The 14,954-nt window shown below is 29.4% G+C and carries 15 protein-coding genes; all 15 read left to right on the top strand.

Annotation, left to right across the window (positions count from 1 at the left end; translation table 11 throughout):
• Positions 1–103: 103 nt before the first annotated feature.
• Positions 104–871 carry a hypothetical protein gene (locus tag ACSIGE_RS02290; protein ID WP_440881181.1) on the top strand — a complete coding sequence of 256 codons (768 nt, stop codon included), beginning with the start codon at positions 104–106 and terminating at the stop codon, positions 869–871.
• A gap of 162 nt (positions 872–1,033) precedes the next feature.
• The gene (locus tag ACSIGE_RS02285) at positions 1,034–1,411 is read left to right on the top strand and encodes a lipocalin-like domain-containing protein (RefSeq protein ID WP_440881180.1); all 378 of its coding nucleotides are present in this window, start codon (positions 1,034–1,036) and stop codon (positions 1,409–1,411) included.
• A 214-nt stretch (positions 1,412–1,625) separates the two neighbouring features.
• Positions 1,626–2,195: a hypothetical protein gene (locus tag ACSIGE_RS02280; RefSeq protein WP_440880410.1), complete on the top strand. Its 570-nt coding sequence runs from the start codon at positions 1,626–1,628 to the stop codon at positions 2,193–2,195.
• A 59-nt stretch (positions 2,196–2,254) separates the two neighbouring features.
• On the top strand, positions 2,255–2,506 hold the full coding sequence (locus ACSIGE_RS02275) for a hypothetical protein (protein WP_440881179.1): 252 nt from the start codon (positions 2,255–2,257) through the stop codon (positions 2,504–2,506).
• Positions 2,493–3,269, top strand: a complete 777-nt coding sequence (locus tag ACSIGE_RS02270; protein WP_440881178.1) for a hypothetical protein — start codon at positions 2,493–2,495, stop codon at positions 3,267–3,269. The genes ACSIGE_RS02275 and ACSIGE_RS02270 overlap by 14 nt, the downstream gene beginning before the upstream one ends.
• Positions 3,270–3,340: 71 nt before the next feature.
• Positions 3,341–3,721, top strand: a complete 381-nt coding sequence (locus ACSIGE_RS02265) for a hypothetical protein (protein WP_440881177.1) — start codon at positions 3,341–3,343, stop codon at positions 3,719–3,721.
• A gap of 185 nt (positions 3,722–3,906) precedes the next feature.
• A complete protein-coding gene (locus tag ACSIGE_RS02260; protein WP_440881176.1) occupies positions 3,907–4,824 on the top strand; it encodes a hypothetical protein in 918 nt (305 codons plus the stop codon).
• 228 nt (positions 4,825–5,052) lie between these two features.
• Complete coding sequence (locus tag ACSIGE_RS02255) at positions 5,053–6,018, top strand: hypothetical protein (protein ID WP_440881175.1); 966 nt, start codon at positions 5,053–5,055, stop codon at positions 6,016–6,018.
• A 215-nt stretch (positions 6,019–6,233) separates the two neighbouring features.
• On the top strand, positions 6,234–6,575 hold the full coding sequence (locus ACSIGE_RS02250; RefSeq protein WP_440881174.1) for a hypothetical protein: 342 nt from the start codon (positions 6,234–6,236) through the stop codon (positions 6,573–6,575).
• Positions 6,576–6,830: 255 nt separating this feature from the next.
• The gene (locus ACSIGE_RS02245) at positions 6,831–7,370 is read left to right on the top strand and encodes a hypothetical protein (RefSeq protein WP_440881173.1); all 540 of its coding nucleotides are present in this window, start codon (positions 6,831–6,833) and stop codon (positions 7,368–7,370) included.
• A gap of 322 nt (positions 7,371–7,692) precedes the next feature.
• Positions 7,693–8,283 (top strand): hypothetical protein, encoded by a 591-nt coding sequence (locus ACSIGE_RS02240; RefSeq protein ID WP_440881172.1) that lies wholly within the window; start codon positions 7,693–7,695, stop codon positions 8,281–8,283.
• A gap of 283 nt (positions 8,284–8,566) precedes the next feature.
• Positions 8,567–10,297, top strand: coding sequence for a DMP19 family protein (locus ACSIGE_RS02235; RefSeq protein WP_440881171.1), 1,731 nt, complete (start codon positions 8,567–8,569; stop codon positions 10,295–10,297).
• A 98-nt stretch (positions 10,298–10,395) separates the two neighbouring features.
• Positions 10,396–12,480 (top strand): hypothetical protein, encoded by a 2,085-nt coding sequence (locus ACSIGE_RS02230; RefSeq protein ID WP_440881170.1) that lies wholly within the window; start codon positions 10,396–10,398, stop codon positions 12,478–12,480.
• A 101-nt stretch (positions 12,481–12,581) separates the two neighbouring features.
• The gene (locus ACSIGE_RS02225) at positions 12,582–13,145 is read left to right on the top strand and encodes a hypothetical protein (protein WP_440881169.1); all 564 of its coding nucleotides are present in this window, start codon (positions 12,582–12,584) and stop codon (positions 13,143–13,145) included.
• A gap of 217 nt (positions 13,146–13,362) precedes the next feature.
• The gene (locus tag ACSIGE_RS02220; RefSeq protein WP_440881168.1) at positions 13,363–13,803 is read left to right on the top strand and encodes a hypothetical protein; all 441 of its coding nucleotides are present in this window, start codon (positions 13,363–13,365) and stop codon (positions 13,801–13,803) included.
• The last annotated feature ends 1,151 nt before the right edge of the window (positions 13,804–14,954 follow it).

The following is a 14,954-nucleotide window of genomic DNA, read 5'->3' as shown; positions in this document are numbered from 1 at the left end:
AAACGTTTATATTTGCAATCGAAATATACACAATTGTGTATATCCGCTAGTTATAAGCCATAAAAGAAAACAAATTAAAAACAACTATAAAATTTAAATTATTATGAAAACAACAGTGAAAATTGCTGTCATTGCTATGATGGGAATGAGTTTGGGAGTTAGTGCGCAAAATTTTAATAGCTCTGATTTAAGAATAGGATTAAATGACGGTAGGTCAAAAGGGAGTAAGGAAGGTCAAAGGGCATTAGTTCATTATATAAATGATGAACTAATAATCAATTACAACGGTGATTTTGAAGGAGGCACGAAAATACAAAGTAGTCTTAGTGTTAGTGGAGATATTCATGGTCGTAATTTACGATTTGACGGAACTGATTTTCAGTTAGGATTAAATAATGTTAGGTCAAAAGGGAGTAAGGAAGGTCAAAGAGCTTTAGTTCATTATATAAACGATGAATTAATAATCAACTACAACGGCGACTTTGAAGGTGGAACGAAAATACAAAGTAATCTTGCTGTTCTGGGTAAAATAGAATCAAAAGAAATAAAAGTAACAACTTCGCCTACTGCTGACTTCGTTTTTGAAGAGGACTATGATTTACCTACGTTAGTATCAATCGAAAAACACATAAAAGAAAAAAAGCATTTACCAGAGATTGCATCTGCAAAGGAAATGGAGAAAAATGGAGTTAATGTTGGAGATTTTCAAATTCAATTACTCCAAAAAATAGAGGAATTGACTTTATATACCATTGAGCAGGAAAAGAAAATTAAGAAATTAGAAAAGCAACAAAAAGAAATTGAAGAACTAAAAAAACAAAATTTTGAAATCAAAGAATTAGTTCAGAAATTATTAAAAGATAAAAACTAAGCGTAACGGCTTATAACACGTTATATAAAAAATAGCAGTTTAGAGCTAAAATTAAAGTTCGTTCTTTTCTGCTATTTTTGTTTCTGAATTGAAAAAGTAGTCGTTTTATATTCCGCTACTTTTCATATACAAAACCGTTGTACTTAATTAAAACAAATACTTATGAAAAAAACATTAATCATTATACTCTTTTTATTTCTAGCGATTAACATAAATGCTCAAAAGTCTGATTTAATTGTTGGAAAATGGGTGTTTACTAAAGCATTAAACAAAGACATTGATAAAGCAGGATTAGCTTATATGAAAGCAGAGATTATTGGTAAATGGAAACTAAATTTTGACTCTGATGGAAAATTCGATACTTCTATGATGGGAGAAAAAACGACTGGAACCTGGAAGTATAACTCTAATTCTAATTCTATTACGCTGAATGGTATTGAGGGCGGACCACTGGAGTTTAAAATTTTAGAATCTACCGAAAATAAATTAGCATTGAAACTTGGATTAGGGGAATTTTTATTAACAAAAACCGAAGAATGAAACTAGGTACAACGCCACCTAAACTGCATTAAAAGGCAGTTTACACGAAACGTTTAAAACACACCCACCACAAGACACCTTTTAGGGTGTTTTTTTATGCCTAAATTTTAATGAAACTGGTGATCAAAATATTGCTAGATGTAAATATTTGTAAACGTTTATATTTGCAACCGAAATATACACAATTGTGTATATACGCTAGTTGGGTACAATTATGACAAACAGCATTTTTTATAACAAAGGGTTTGAGTTAAACGGAATATCTGTACCTGAATTTGAATTAAAAAGCGGAAAACTAGTCCGACTTTACATTCCTAGTGTGAGAATTATTGGATTTGACCTGACCATTGAATTAATAAAGCGTTTTCAAAAAAAGAACAACAATTTACCTTGGGCGAAAAATTACTCTCAAAATTCGATTTTGGAAAAATTATTTCCTCTTACGGTTGAGAAGTATTTGATTAAGAAAAATAAGATTGACAAGCGAAGCGCAATAAGAATTGCAGACGAAATCGGAATTAAATTGAATGATAAATTTGAAAAAATAGGATTTATTAATCGAAAAGCATTGATAATAAAAGCTCTATTCGAAAAAAACAATTCTATTCTTATCGATTATTATGGTGTTGATGCAATTGGAATAAAAAAATTGGAACGAATTGTAAACGTAGAAATTGAAAAAGGGAAAACTGGAATCGCGTTTGACCTATTGGAATATGTTGAGGAAAAAGAACCTTTTGTAAATATTGAACGAATAAAAATAACTCTACCCAACACTATGTAAAAATGCATTAAAACGCATTTTACATTAATCGTTGGGCACAATATCCGAACAGAACGCAAATGAAAGAAAATAAAGATAGAGTGATAATTGCAAGTGACGTAAATGAGCGTGACGGAATCGGAGTTGAAATCTACCGAAATGACGAATTGATTGCGGAAATTTTCAGAGACGACACAGAGAGAACCAGAACAATCCGAGTTTTTAAAGATAATATTTCACTTGAATTAATGGAAGAGTGTATTTCAACTTTTAAAAAGGAAATTCCTTGGGACTTTATTAATTACTCAGAAGAAGAGAATGAAAAAAATTAACCTAGAAATAGAATCTTATTTATTTGATGGAGAGAATGGAGAATTCAGAGCTATTCCTTTCTATGAACTTTCTATTGACGAATCTGTAATTTATCAGAATCAAGAGCCTAAATATTTAATTGATTTTAATTACAGAGATTCCTCGTTTGTAAAGCAAATTAAAAAAGCAATGGAACAAGGTGTTGACCTTGAAGAAATAATTAATGGATATGGTATTTATCTTGGTTTAGATTGGACCACGAAGCATAATATAGTAAGTAATGAAATTCCCAATTCGCAACAAACAGAAAAAGTTGAATTAGAAAGAATTGAATCCTTTGGAGATGTTGCCAATGAATTAATTTTTATTGCAACTGACAACTACAATAAATCTGACTTCATAAACGAAAATGGATTGTTGGATAAATTTATGATTCAGGACAAAAATGGTTTTTATAGTTTGGAATCAATGGTTATTGACCGAAAAGAAAATATTGGAAAACTGTTAGATTTTCTATTTCAAAGAAAAACGGAATTAACCGAAATTCAGCTATCAGAAAACATTTCAATTTACGACTTGAGCAGTTTAATCGGAAAAAGTATTGACTTAAATCAACTTGAAAATGATTACCAAAAATGGATTAAAATTTCTGGTCGGAATAACACTATGGATGAATATGGAACGCTACTCGCATTGATTGGCTTTCTTGAACGGAATTCTGGTGAAAAACAATTGATTTTAAGAGTTGAAAATAAAAAACAGCACACAACAAACACCCCCTAAACTGCATTAAAAGGCAGTTTGCACGAAGCGTTAAAACCAAATTTACAGAATGTCAATATACCTAGACTAATATGAAACGTTTTATTTTACTTTTATTTTTTTATACTATCCATTCTTTTTCTCAAGAAGAAGCTCAGGATACTTTGTTTATCAAATATGATAGAAACTTATTGACAAGACATTTAGATGTTGATAATTCCAGATATTATTATTTAATTAAAGGGACAGGAAATAGAGAAGATCTTGTCTATTTTTATGAGTATGAAACACATAAGAAATTATCTCCAAAGAAAATCTTGTCTTTTAAAGAAGTTCTAATAAATTCTGATGCATATTACGGAAAAGATAAATTACAAGATTCGAGATTGGCAGAGTACCTTTGGAAATATGAGGTTATTTTAGTTAAAGGAGATGATTACATTGAATTAGGAACAGTTTATGAAATAGAGTAAAAAAAAAGTCAATAAAATAGTACACGTACTACCAAGCACCTTTTAGGGTGTTTTTTTATGCCTAAAATTTATTGAAAAAGGTGATCAAAATATTGCTAGATGTAAATATTTGTAAACGTTTATATTTGCAATCGAAATATACACAATTGTGTATATCCGCTAGTTGTACGTAATTTAACATATCAATGAGGTTTCTAATTTCAATATTAATATTTTTAGTTTTTTTTCCGTGTTTTGGTCAGACTGTCTATGAAATAAATAAAGCTGAATTAGAGGGATGTCGTTCATGCAAAAGAAAACGGAAAAATCCAAATCCGAAATCTGTTTTAATAGAAACTGACTTGACTTGTTTCAGAGAAATGGCAAATCCAATTGTCAGCTTAAAACCAACCATAACTGATTATTTGACTGTTTACCCTTCGCTTTTGACTGGAAAAGGAAATACATCAAGTAAAACTATAGAATTATTAGATGAACTTAAATTAGTTTCACACGATTTTTATGGTGGATATACGAATTTTAACCTAAAAATATTGAGTTATAATGACCTTATAATCTATTCAAGACTGGGTATTGAAGTTGAGGAAAATGTATTTGAAAATATATATCTCAAAGAGATTGTCGTTCCATTAACTTGTAGCGGAGCAAATATGGAATACTATAAACTATTCAACGAAAATATTTCAGAATATCAAAAAAAGTATCCGAATTTTACTTTGGAAATTGACGCTAAAAAATACAGCATTGATGCTTTAAATGCGTACTATAATCTTAACCAAGTTGAGTGGAATTTGAACGCTTATCAAGTCAATGACGACTTTGTTCATTTTGCCAATACTTTTTTCAAAAAACTTTTGGAAAATAAAGAATATAATGTTATCAAAAAACTGATTTTTGGTGTAAATCCTGTAACAAGGATTTACGCTCACTCTGCACTTGAAAGAGCAAAAAAAGATGGATTTGATATAGATAAAGAAACAAAAGAACAAATGGAAATAGTAGAGAAAAACGGATTGCAATTTAAAAACGGGATTTTAAGTTGCTGGATTGGAGATTTCGACTATAACAATTATGATTTTGCCATTAAAACGAAAGAAAATTAAGAAACTACGTACAACAAAACCTAAACTGCATTAAAACGCAGTTTGCACGAAACGTTTAAAACACACCCACCACAAAACACCTCTTTTAGAGGTGTTTTTTTATGCCTAAAATTTATTGAAAAAGGTGATCAAAATATTGCTAGGTATAAATATTTGTAAACGTTTATATTTGCAACCGAAATATACACAATTGTGTATATCCGCTAGTTATAAACCATAAAAAACGAAATGAAAAAAATTAAATTAAACTACTTATTCCTGTTATTAGCTTTATTAATTTTATCATGCGAAGATTCCGATAATGAAATCGCAAATGAACCAAATAACGAAATTATTGATAATTATAAATTATTAGCTGTGTCTGACCTTGGAGAAGTTTTTGAGATCGGAAATAATACTGGAAATATTGAAAACGTCGGACAATTAAATAAGGAAAATGAAAGCACTTTTTTATTTGCAAATAACTTAATATCATCTGAAGAAAAAATTTACTCCATTGAGTATGTCTACAATCCATTACCCACCAATAATCTTTTAGTATTTGACAGAGAAAATGGTACCAGTCAAATTATACCATTAATATTACCACCAAATATAAATGGAAACGAAAAAGCAATTATAGCTTTAGCTTGGGACAATAATAATTTGATTGGAGTTTTAGCGGAAAACGTCTTTATAAATAATTCAACAAAGCATATAATTAAAATTAACCTTCAAGATAATTCCATTACTGATTTAGGAATTACTTTCAATGAGGGTACTATCACTTCTATGAAGAAAATTAACTCTAAATTATTTTTATCAACTAGGGGAGAGGGTTTTATAGAAATCAATTTGACTGATAATTCAATAAACAATTTAAACTCTATTAATGGAAGTAAGTTGGCTCAAATAAATAATTCAGAACTAGCAATAATGCAATCCGTAACTGGTTCAGCAAATGGAGCTAAACCAAGTGTAATTAACTTGACTAACCAAACCATCTCTGACAAGTCAAATGGTGAAACTTATCTACTCTCTAATGTTTTTGGCAACTCTTTTTATAAAGACAATGTCTATCTTAATCTTGTAAAGACTAATTCAATATATTTAGGGATTTTGAAAAGTAATTATGAAACAAATGAAAATACAATAGTGGAAATAAATTCTACAGCAGTTAATAGAAATCTAATAATTGTTAATACGATTGAATAAAATTACAGTTTACAACAACGGCTATAAGTAATTGCTTATTCTCGCATACTTGTGAAAATCTTCGCGGATTTTCAGCTTGGTATGTAATTATAAAATTAAGAGCTAGACAACGCAACTACTCATAGCCGAAGCCGTTGTAAATAATGCGTAGAAATTGTAGATTAAATTTAATATTGGAAAATAATCTGAGTTGAAAACCATGAGGGAAAATAAAAATGGAAAACGAAATTAAACTGACTCTAGCAGCTGAACCGTTCGCAAAATGTTATGGAATTTTAATTCTTGAAAATGGAGATTATATGATTGAAATTAATCAGTCAAAAATACCATCTGATTTTCTAAACAGACTAAAAACATGGTATAAAGAATATTATCCATATACAGGAATGGGGTTAAAGGAACTTGAATCTCACCGAGAACATACTGAAAAATTGGATAAAATTGGAATTGAACTGTTGAACGAAATTTATAACGATAAAATATTTAGTTACCTGAATGTTAATAGATTTGTTTATTTCAGTCGAGGAACTGATCAACCAATATTTGAACTGAATTAAATCACTATTTACAACAAAACCTAAACTGCATTAAAAGGGAGTTTAGCCAAACGTTTAAAACACACCCACCACAAGACACCTTTTAGGGTGTTTTTTTATGCCTAAAATTTATTGAAACTGATTGTCAAAATATTGCTAGGTGTAAATGTTTGTAAACGTTTATATTTGCAATCTAAATATACACAATTGTGTATATCCGCTAGTTGGCAACAAGCAGAAAATTAGACGAGGTAAAATAATAAAAAACATGTTAGAATGAAAAACGTAAGGTGGTTTTTTAAAGAAACAATTCCTATAATAATTGGAATCTTGATTGCTTTATTAATCAATAATTGGAATGAGGATAGAAAAAATAAAAAGTATCTAAATCAAATATTTTCATCTATAGAAAGTGAATTAGAGGAAAGTGAATTAGATATAAAAAGAGTAATACCTAAGCAATTGGCATCTGTTGATACGATAGATGCTTATATGAATAATGAAAAAGTTACTTTGTACGAAATAATTATGAAATCTGATGGTATTCATAAGCCCATAATAAAAACTAATTCGTGGAATGCTATTGCCAATTCAAAAATAGAATTAATTGAATATGAAAAATTATCTGCGTTATCTAATATTCAAGAAAGTAAAGAAAATCTAAATCAAAGAATAGAAAAACAAGTAGAATATAGTTTTCAAAACTTTGAAAGGTCTGGTAAAAACAAGAAGATAATTTTACGAATGTTGATTTTAGATATTATAGGTGCAGAAAAAGAGTTAATATCTGAAATCGAAAAATTTATTAAAGAATAAAGCCAGTTGCCAACAAAATGTATAATTAATTGCTATTCCTTGCTAAACCGAAGGTAAATAATTTTTCATAAACCTAGTTTTTAACTCTAAAATTTGGTGCTTAAACACGTAACTAACCATACACAAAACGTCAAAACACACCCACCACAAGACACCTTTTAGGGTGTTTTTTTATACCTAAATTTTAGTGAATGAATTATAAATAGTAGGTTCTCCGATACCTAAATAACGAAAAAGTTCTTGGATATAATTGGGCTAAGTAAAAAAGTTTAGTTTTGCATCAAAAACAAGAATGAGTAGAGCTTTTTTTTATTTTATTTTAATGTCAGTTTTATTATCCTGTAAAATTTCAGTTTTGGAAGAGGATTTATCAATAGTAAAGAGATATACAGGTGCTAAAGATGTAATTATTGATTATAATGTTAATGATGTTTTAGTTCATATTTATGAGGATAATATGAATGATCAAGAGAAAAAGCTTTTTATACCAGTACTTTCAGTTATAATTGATGATTTTATGTCGAAATATAGGCCAGAGGTAAATGTTAGAGGAAAAACTATTTTTAAATTTTATAATGATAAGAATGAAATTATTGATGAGCGAAATATTTCAAATAATGGCATACGGGAAGTGAATCGTTTTTTAGAGAAAACAAAAGAGATCTTTGTCAAGTATAAAAAAGGAGAATCAATCGGAGATTATTTCTTGAACGTAAGTAATTTTGATGATACTGTTTTTTTTAAAGATCATTTTGAAGAATTAGAAAGTATAGATATAAATGGGTATTATTCAAAAGATGATATTTGTATGGTATACATATATGGCTATTTTGATCGTGGTGATAGGGTAGAAAGTTATATTTTTGTTTATGATAAGAAGAAACGAAAGGTAGAGAGTATAAAAAAGTACTGATTTTATATATGACCTATAAGATCCTCTTACCACAAGACACCTTTTAGGGTGTTTTTTTATGCCTAAAATTTATTGAAACTGATTGTCAAAATATTGCTAGGTGTAAATATTTGTAAACGTTCAGTTTAAATAAAAAAGTTGTTCTAAAGCCCATAAACTCTACAAATAATTCCTTTTTTGACTTGAGTTTTTATTTGTTTATTAATAGTTTCGTCTTTGTAAAAGAAATATACGCAATTGTGTATATACGCTAGTTAGCTATAATGTAGAACAAGCATTGCGAATGAAAAGAACAATTACCATTTCAATAATTATTATGAATCTATTAAATCTGTTTGGTTGTAAAGTACAAAACGAAAATGACCCTTATTGGGATTTTAATGAAACTAAACATTTTCGACCTGAATTAAATAAAGGCGAATTCTTCAAATTAAGTGGGTTTGATTTTGGCTGGTTTGTACTTGAGCCAATATCAAAATTTGTAAAGGACAAGGAACACGAAATTGAACGTGGAAAATCTTTATCGTATGGACAGAAAGCACTTTATTATTGGTGGTATTTAGATGCTCAAGTTACAAACGGTGGATTTGTTCAATTCTACTACAATGGTTATGGGCTTTATGTTTCTACGATAATAAAAGGATTAGAACATATTGGAGATACTGAAATGGCCAACCTTGTCAAAAAAGCAGATAAAATCTATCAGAAAAATAAAAAGTTAATGGACAAAGCACAAGAAAGTGATTTGTTTGGAAGTGACCTCTATGATAGACTAGACAAAATGTCTTTGCTTGATGACGACTACTATGAAATCAATGAAAAGACAATGTCTTTAATTGAAGCTTACATTCGTAAAAAACCCAACGAAATTTGTCTAGACGAAGATGGGGAAGAATTTGATATGAATTTTTCTGGTCTTTGTAAGACCTTCTATGATAACAAAACGATCAAAGAAGAGTTTCAGCTTCGAAAAGGTGTAATAAATGGACAATTTAAATCATTTTATGAGAACGGGAAACCAAAAGAAATAGTACAATATTCTAACGGTCAAAAAACTGGTGAACTTAAAGAGTATTATGGGAATGGACAGCTAAGGAAAGAAGTTACTCGTAACTCAACCAATGGTTTAAACGAGCTAAAATATTTCTTTGAAAATGGTCAACAATCAAAATTAGAATACCGAGACCAAGAGGATAAAAAGTATGGTGATTATAAAGAATGGTATGAAAATGGCCAATTAAAAGAACATTCAACAAATATTGGTAAAACTAAAAGGAATGGGTATCGAATTGAGTATTGGGCTAATGGTAATAAAAAAATAGAAGTTGATTTCAAAGAAGGAAGAGCCTTTTGGAAAAATTATTGGAATGAAGATGGTAGACAAACCTTAATCGATGGAACTGGACTTTGTATTACTGAGTGGAATTCTTTTAAAAGTGTTACAACTTATGAAACAGAGTACAAAAAATATCTAAAACACGGAAAATCAAGAACAATTCGAGAGGGTAATGTGAGTTTAGAACAAGAATTTAAGGAAGGTAAAGAAGATGGAATAACAAGAAGCTACTATGATAACGGCACCCTAAAAGAAGAAACTTTGTATAAAAAGGGAGAGTTAGTTTCAAAAAAAGAGTTTCCAATTTTTGAGAATCCAGTGGTTGTAACTTCAATTATATGTGAAATGGAGGACGAATGGTTAATTAATCGTGAGCTTGAGATTGCTGATTCTTATCCGATCATACTTAATAAGGATGTATTGGAAAATGATTTTAAAGCTGATATTTCTGTTTTTGATGGCTACCCACAAGACCACGAGTTAAGTTATAGCTATTTTGTTGAGATAGATAAAGATGGAAAACCAGTAAATCTAGACTTCTTAGTTGCTGATAATGGTTTCTTGACGACTGAAGTAGAATCAAGTATTAAGAAAATGAAATTCAATCCTGCACAAAAAAATGGAGAAAGCATTAATTCTTACTTGATTATTAAACATAAATTAAAACTTGGAGAATAAACACTATAGCTAACAATGTATAACAAATCATAGCCTCCTATCGGCAGGCTACGCTTGTTATACTAACCGTTGGGCGTCATTAAAACAAAGACTTAGCAATGCACAAATCATTATCAATATTAAATACAGATAGATTAAACAAATACGGGCATCTATTCGCAATATCTGCAATGGAAGATATGATTTGGATGAAAGCGACAGAGGGAGTTCCTATGCACCTTGGACATGATATGCATAGACCAGTTGGTGCGATGGTACCATTCGGTTTATACTTTGAACCTAAAATGGTTAGAAGTCTAGGACTTTCTTTGATTCCACAAAATGACGATGATAGTAAGCAAATAACTGATTTTAAAAATTATTCTCATATAAAGAGCATAAAAAATACGGTTGTCCAAAATAACAATAAGCTTTATGAACAAGTTGAAAGTTATATCGAGTCAGAGTTTAAATACCTTGAAACAGGTACTTTGTCAATATTAAACGACGCTATTGTTAAGAGGGTATTTAAAGAATTAGCTGATTTTCAGGATAAAGCTGGTCTGATTAAACTGGAAGACCTAAACAAAAACTTCACATATAAATATCAAGGAGTGTTTTTTCATAATACACTGCCTTTATGCATCTATTCACATAGTTTTTTTAGGAGGTCATTATCAAGACATAATAACTTTCACTTCTTCTTTTTGGATGAGTTAATGTCAATGCAGAATAACGAAGATATTACTATCAAAATTTCACTGGATTGGGACTTGATAGGATACTCGCCTTCTTTCCTTAAATCATTTGAATATGAGTATTGGTTTGGCCCTAAATACACTGATGATATAAGTAATATTCAAAACGGACTTACTAAGCATAATTGTAGTGAGTTTGAAAGAGATTACCATGGTATTTCAACAACAGAATTCTTTTGGAAAGACAACAACGAATTAAAAGAATTTGAACTTGAAGAATTGCGAGAAAATGATGCTCCAACAATGGAAGATTTTTTCGGTTGCAGATATATGCATTCAATTTACGATACTTCAAAAGATACTTTTGTACACTTTGATGGTGCTATACGGGGGTATGATTCGGACTTATATTTTGATAGAATAGACCAAAATATGACTGACTTTGGGAGGAGAAGTGAATATACAAAGTTATTTAGAGTTGATGGCAAGCTTGAACTAAAGAACTGGAAAAGCTTAATCACTAATTACATGCAGGATAATCCGTTGATTTATGAGTATTTCGGGATAGCAAAACCAATATCGGAACTTAATAAAGAGGCAGATAATAAATCATTAATGCAACAATTAGTACCTCACTCAATGAATAAAAGTGATGGTATAAAACTTCTTATATCTTACCACAACAAGAATGAAGATTATGAAAATATCAGCCATTCTGTTTCTATTTATGATCTGATTAATATTAATGGTGTAGATAACAGTATTCTTGAAGACGAAATCATAGAAGTTAAAAAAGCATTAAGTCGACTTGGAAAAAAACTAAATATAAAAGATGATACACTCTATGGAAATTGTAAAGATGAATATTGGAACATTCCATGCATTTTTCATGGTAAGAATGACCCAACAGAAGATATTCAAATTACACTAAAAGCCCTGAGTAACATCTTCAAAAGTATGATAAATAGGGAACTTGATACAATAGCGTCATTTACTATTGCATGGAATATTGAGGATAAAGAAGTTCGAGTTAGTTGTTTGGGACATATCGTGAATTTATATAATTGGATTGAGAAATTTCAAATTATTCCTGTAGAAAGAGATAGTTTAAAAAAGTGGTTAGATAACCAAAGAACATATTTGAATGAAACTTTTGAAGAGTGTATCGACAAACCATTAGTACAAGACATTTGTCAATTTGACGGCGTTCTTTATATAAAAAGAAAGATTGTAGGAGAGGAATTTAATTTGGAACCATTTTCTGATGAAAAAGGTCTTTCGTATAGATTTAGTATTCCTGTAGAGAAAGAGGAATTATATGACGACATAATAAATGGCAATATAAAACCAGTGATGTCTTATATATTAAAAAAAGCAACATGTAGTGTGACAAAACAAGATTATCATAAAAGTCCTCATTCAAAACTACTTGATGATAATGTACACATGATAGTGGAAGAACTAGAAGGATTGACATTTTATTGGTCTGATAAACAAATAATATAAAATAACGAACGCCCAACAATGGCTAATAAAGCATAGGCTTGCCGCAGGCGTAACACAAGCCAACGCTTCATAGCCTGACCGTTGTACACAAGTTGAGTAAAATGAATAAAGATTATAAATTAAGGTCAAAGGATAAATTAACCAAGCTTGTAAAAATCAAAGGAATCGAAACGTGGAATGAACTGACAGAATTCATTAAAAAATTGCCCTATGGTCGAAATAAAAATCGGACTGATTTTGGACTTGTTTTATCAGAACAAAAGGGCACTTGTAGTTCAAAACATGCTCTTTTAAAAAATATAGCGGATCTTAACAATATACCAAATATTGATTTAGTAATCGGAATTTACCGTATGACCGAATTGAATACGCCAAAAATTGGAACTGAGTTAACTGATAACTCAATCGAATTTATTCCAGAAGCACACTGTTATCTGAAAATAAGTGAAAATAGAATTGACTTTACCAGTGAACAATCTGAATTTAAGAAAATTGAAGAAGACATTATTGAAGAAAAGCTAATTGAACCAAATCAGGTTACAACTTTCAAAGTTGATTATCACAAAAAATTTTTGAAAAACTGGTTAAATGAAACAAAATCGAAATTTGAGTTTGATCAAATCTGGCGAATAAGAGAAAAATGTATAGAAAATTTAACTGTATAAAAACATTTGCTAACACCACCTAAACAGCATTAAAACGCAGTTTGCATGAAACGTTAAAAACACACCCACCACAAGACACCTTTTAGGGTGTTTTTTTATGCCTAAATTTTAGTGAAACAGGTGATCAAAATATTGCTAGGTGTAAATATTTGTAAACGTTTATATTTGCAATCGAAATATACACAATTGTATATACCCGCTAGTTGTAGCTAATTGAATGAACGAGAAACAAGCAATAGAAGAATTATTGTATCAGAGTGGTAAGCATTCTGATATTGAAAACCCTAGATGGACAAATGGATTTTTAGGAATGTTACGACCATTTAAAGGTAGATTAATTGAAGAAAATTTCCATAAAATAGTTGGTTCTTTATATATCTTATCTGATTATTTTCCAAAAGAGAATATAAAGAACGAAATAGTCTCATCAATTTGGGGAATCTGCCACCTTGGAAGAGCTTGGGCAGTTGATCCTGAGGGAATGTTGCAATCAAATAATTTGATTAGTCATAAACAAATCAAAGAAATTGAAAATTGGATTGAACATATATCCTATATTTCTTTTTGTCTTTTAGATGGAATTGGGTCAGAAGCTTTTAAATTATATGAAACTGAATACAAAAAGGATTTAAAATCAATATATAAAGAAAAAAACTAGCTACAACATAACCTAAACTGCATTAAAAACGCATTTTGGTTAAAGTTTTGTAATTCATTGACTAAGAGAATTCTGAATCTCAAAAAAATAGATTTATTTAACTTATGAAAAGACACATAATCTATTTAATAATTTCGATAATTTTCATTTTAAGTTCAGTAATTCGTTTTTACTATATTATTAACAGTTCAGGCTGTAGACACGGATGCATACCTATAATTGCTTTTTTACTATTCATAATTGGAATAGTATTATTGTTTATTGGTATAATTGCATTTTTAAAATCTAAAAAAGAATAATTATTAAAATATGTTTTACAGAATTGTAACTTGGTTGCTATTATTAATCAGTTTCGTTGGAATTTTTTATTCAATATTCTTATTAATAAAAGGTAGTCAACCTTGTTCTGGAGATGGGTGTCTAATTCATATTTTATTTATTGAAGGAATAATAATTTTAATTCCATCATTAATTTTAGCGCTTTTTATAATAATAAAGAGTTTTAGGAAAAATAAAAAATATTAATTAATAATTTGAATTGAAAACAGTCGAATTTTTAAAAACAAAGACGAATTATCTCGGAATCGGAATTAGATCAGTTCTATTTTTCGGAATTCTGCTACTTCTGATTTTAATTCAGATATTGGCTTTTTTCTTAATATTTGGCTCTGGAGCTGGCTCAAGTAGAATTTCCGAATTATGGTATGTTGAATTAATATTCAACCATCTGCCGATTTCACTTGTTGGCGGATTTTTAGTTTATAGAATAATTAAAAATTATAACAATGGAGAATACGTGAAATTCAAAACGAATTTGATTACACTTTTGATTTTGATTTTTCTATTCTCAATCAGAAATCAAATCGAGCGACTGATTTTCTGAATAGCTAATAAAAACGTGTGGTAACAAAGTGTATAGTTAATTGCTATTTCTTGTTAAACCAATGATAAGTGATTTTTTATAAAGCTAGTGTTTAACGCTAAATTTTGTACATTTAAACACCCAACTAACCATACACAAACCGTTAAAAAGAATACCCACCAAAAGACACCTTTTAGGGTGTTTTTTTATGCCTAAATTTTAGTGAAAAAGGTGATCAAAATATTGCTAGGTGTAAATATTTGTAAACGTTCAGTTTAAATAAAAAAGT

Origin of the sequence: Tenacibaculum profundi (assembly GCF_052050075.1) — a bacterium.
In the GTDB taxonomy this organism is placed as follows: domain Bacteria; phylum Bacteroidota; class Bacteroidia; order Flavobacteriales; family Flavobacteriaceae; genus Polaribacter.
The sequence above is the reverse complement of the archived record's forward strand: the minus strand, read 5'-3'. Positions and strand labels throughout refer to the sequence as shown.

Coding starts and splice junctions, on each gene's coding strand:
- ACSIGE_RS02270 (WP_440881178.1), top strand. CDS start 2,493: ATGAAAAAAATTAACCTAGAAATAGAATCTTATTTATTTGATGGAGAG.
- ACSIGE_RS02255 (WP_440881175.1), top strand. CDS start 5,053: ATGAAAAAAATTAAATTAAACTACTTATTCCTGTTATTAGCTTTATTA.
- ACSIGE_RS02265 (WP_440881177.1), top strand. CDS start 3,341: ATGAAACGTTTTATTTTACTTTTATTTTTTTATACTATCCATTCTTTT.
- ACSIGE_RS02245 (WP_440881173.1), top strand. CDS start 6,831: ATGAAAAACGTAAGGTGGTTTTTTAAAGAAACAATTCCTATAATAATT.
- ACSIGE_RS02290 (WP_440881181.1), top strand. CDS start 104: ATGAAAACAACAGTGAAAATTGCTGTCATTGCTATGATGGGAATGAGT.
- ACSIGE_RS02240 (WP_440881172.1), top strand. CDS start 7,693: ATGTCAGTTTTATTATCCTGTAAAATTTCAGTTTTGGAAGAGGATTTA.
- ACSIGE_RS02235 (WP_440881171.1), top strand. CDS start 8,567: ATGAAAAGAACAATTACCATTTCAATAATTATTATGAATCTATTAAAT.
- ACSIGE_RS02225 (WP_440881169.1), top strand. CDS start 12,582: ATGAATAAAGATTATAAATTAAGGTCAAAGGATAAATTAACCAAGCTT.
- ACSIGE_RS02260 (WP_440881176.1), top strand. CDS start 3,907: ATGAGGTTTCTAATTTCAATATTAATATTTTTAGTTTTTTTTCCGTGT.
- ACSIGE_RS02285 (WP_440881180.1), top strand. CDS start 1,034: ATGAAAAAAACATTAATCATTATACTCTTTTTATTTCTAGCGATTAAC.
- ACSIGE_RS02275 (WP_440881179.1), top strand. CDS start 2,255: ATGAAAGAAAATAAAGATAGAGTGATAATTGCAAGTGACGTAAATGAG.
- ACSIGE_RS02250 (WP_440881174.1), top strand. CDS start 6,234: ATGGAAAACGAAATTAAACTGACTCTAGCAGCTGAACCGTTCGCAAAA.
- ACSIGE_RS02280 (WP_440880410.1), top strand. CDS start 1,626: ATGACAAACAGCATTTTTTATAACAAAGGGTTTGAGTTAAACGGAATA.
- ACSIGE_RS02230 (WP_440881170.1), top strand. CDS start 10,396: ATGCACAAATCATTATCAATATTAAATACAGATAGATTAAACAAATAC.
- ACSIGE_RS02220 (WP_440881168.1), top strand. CDS start 13,363: ATGAACGAGAAACAAGCAATAGAAGAATTATTGTATCAGAGTGGTAAG.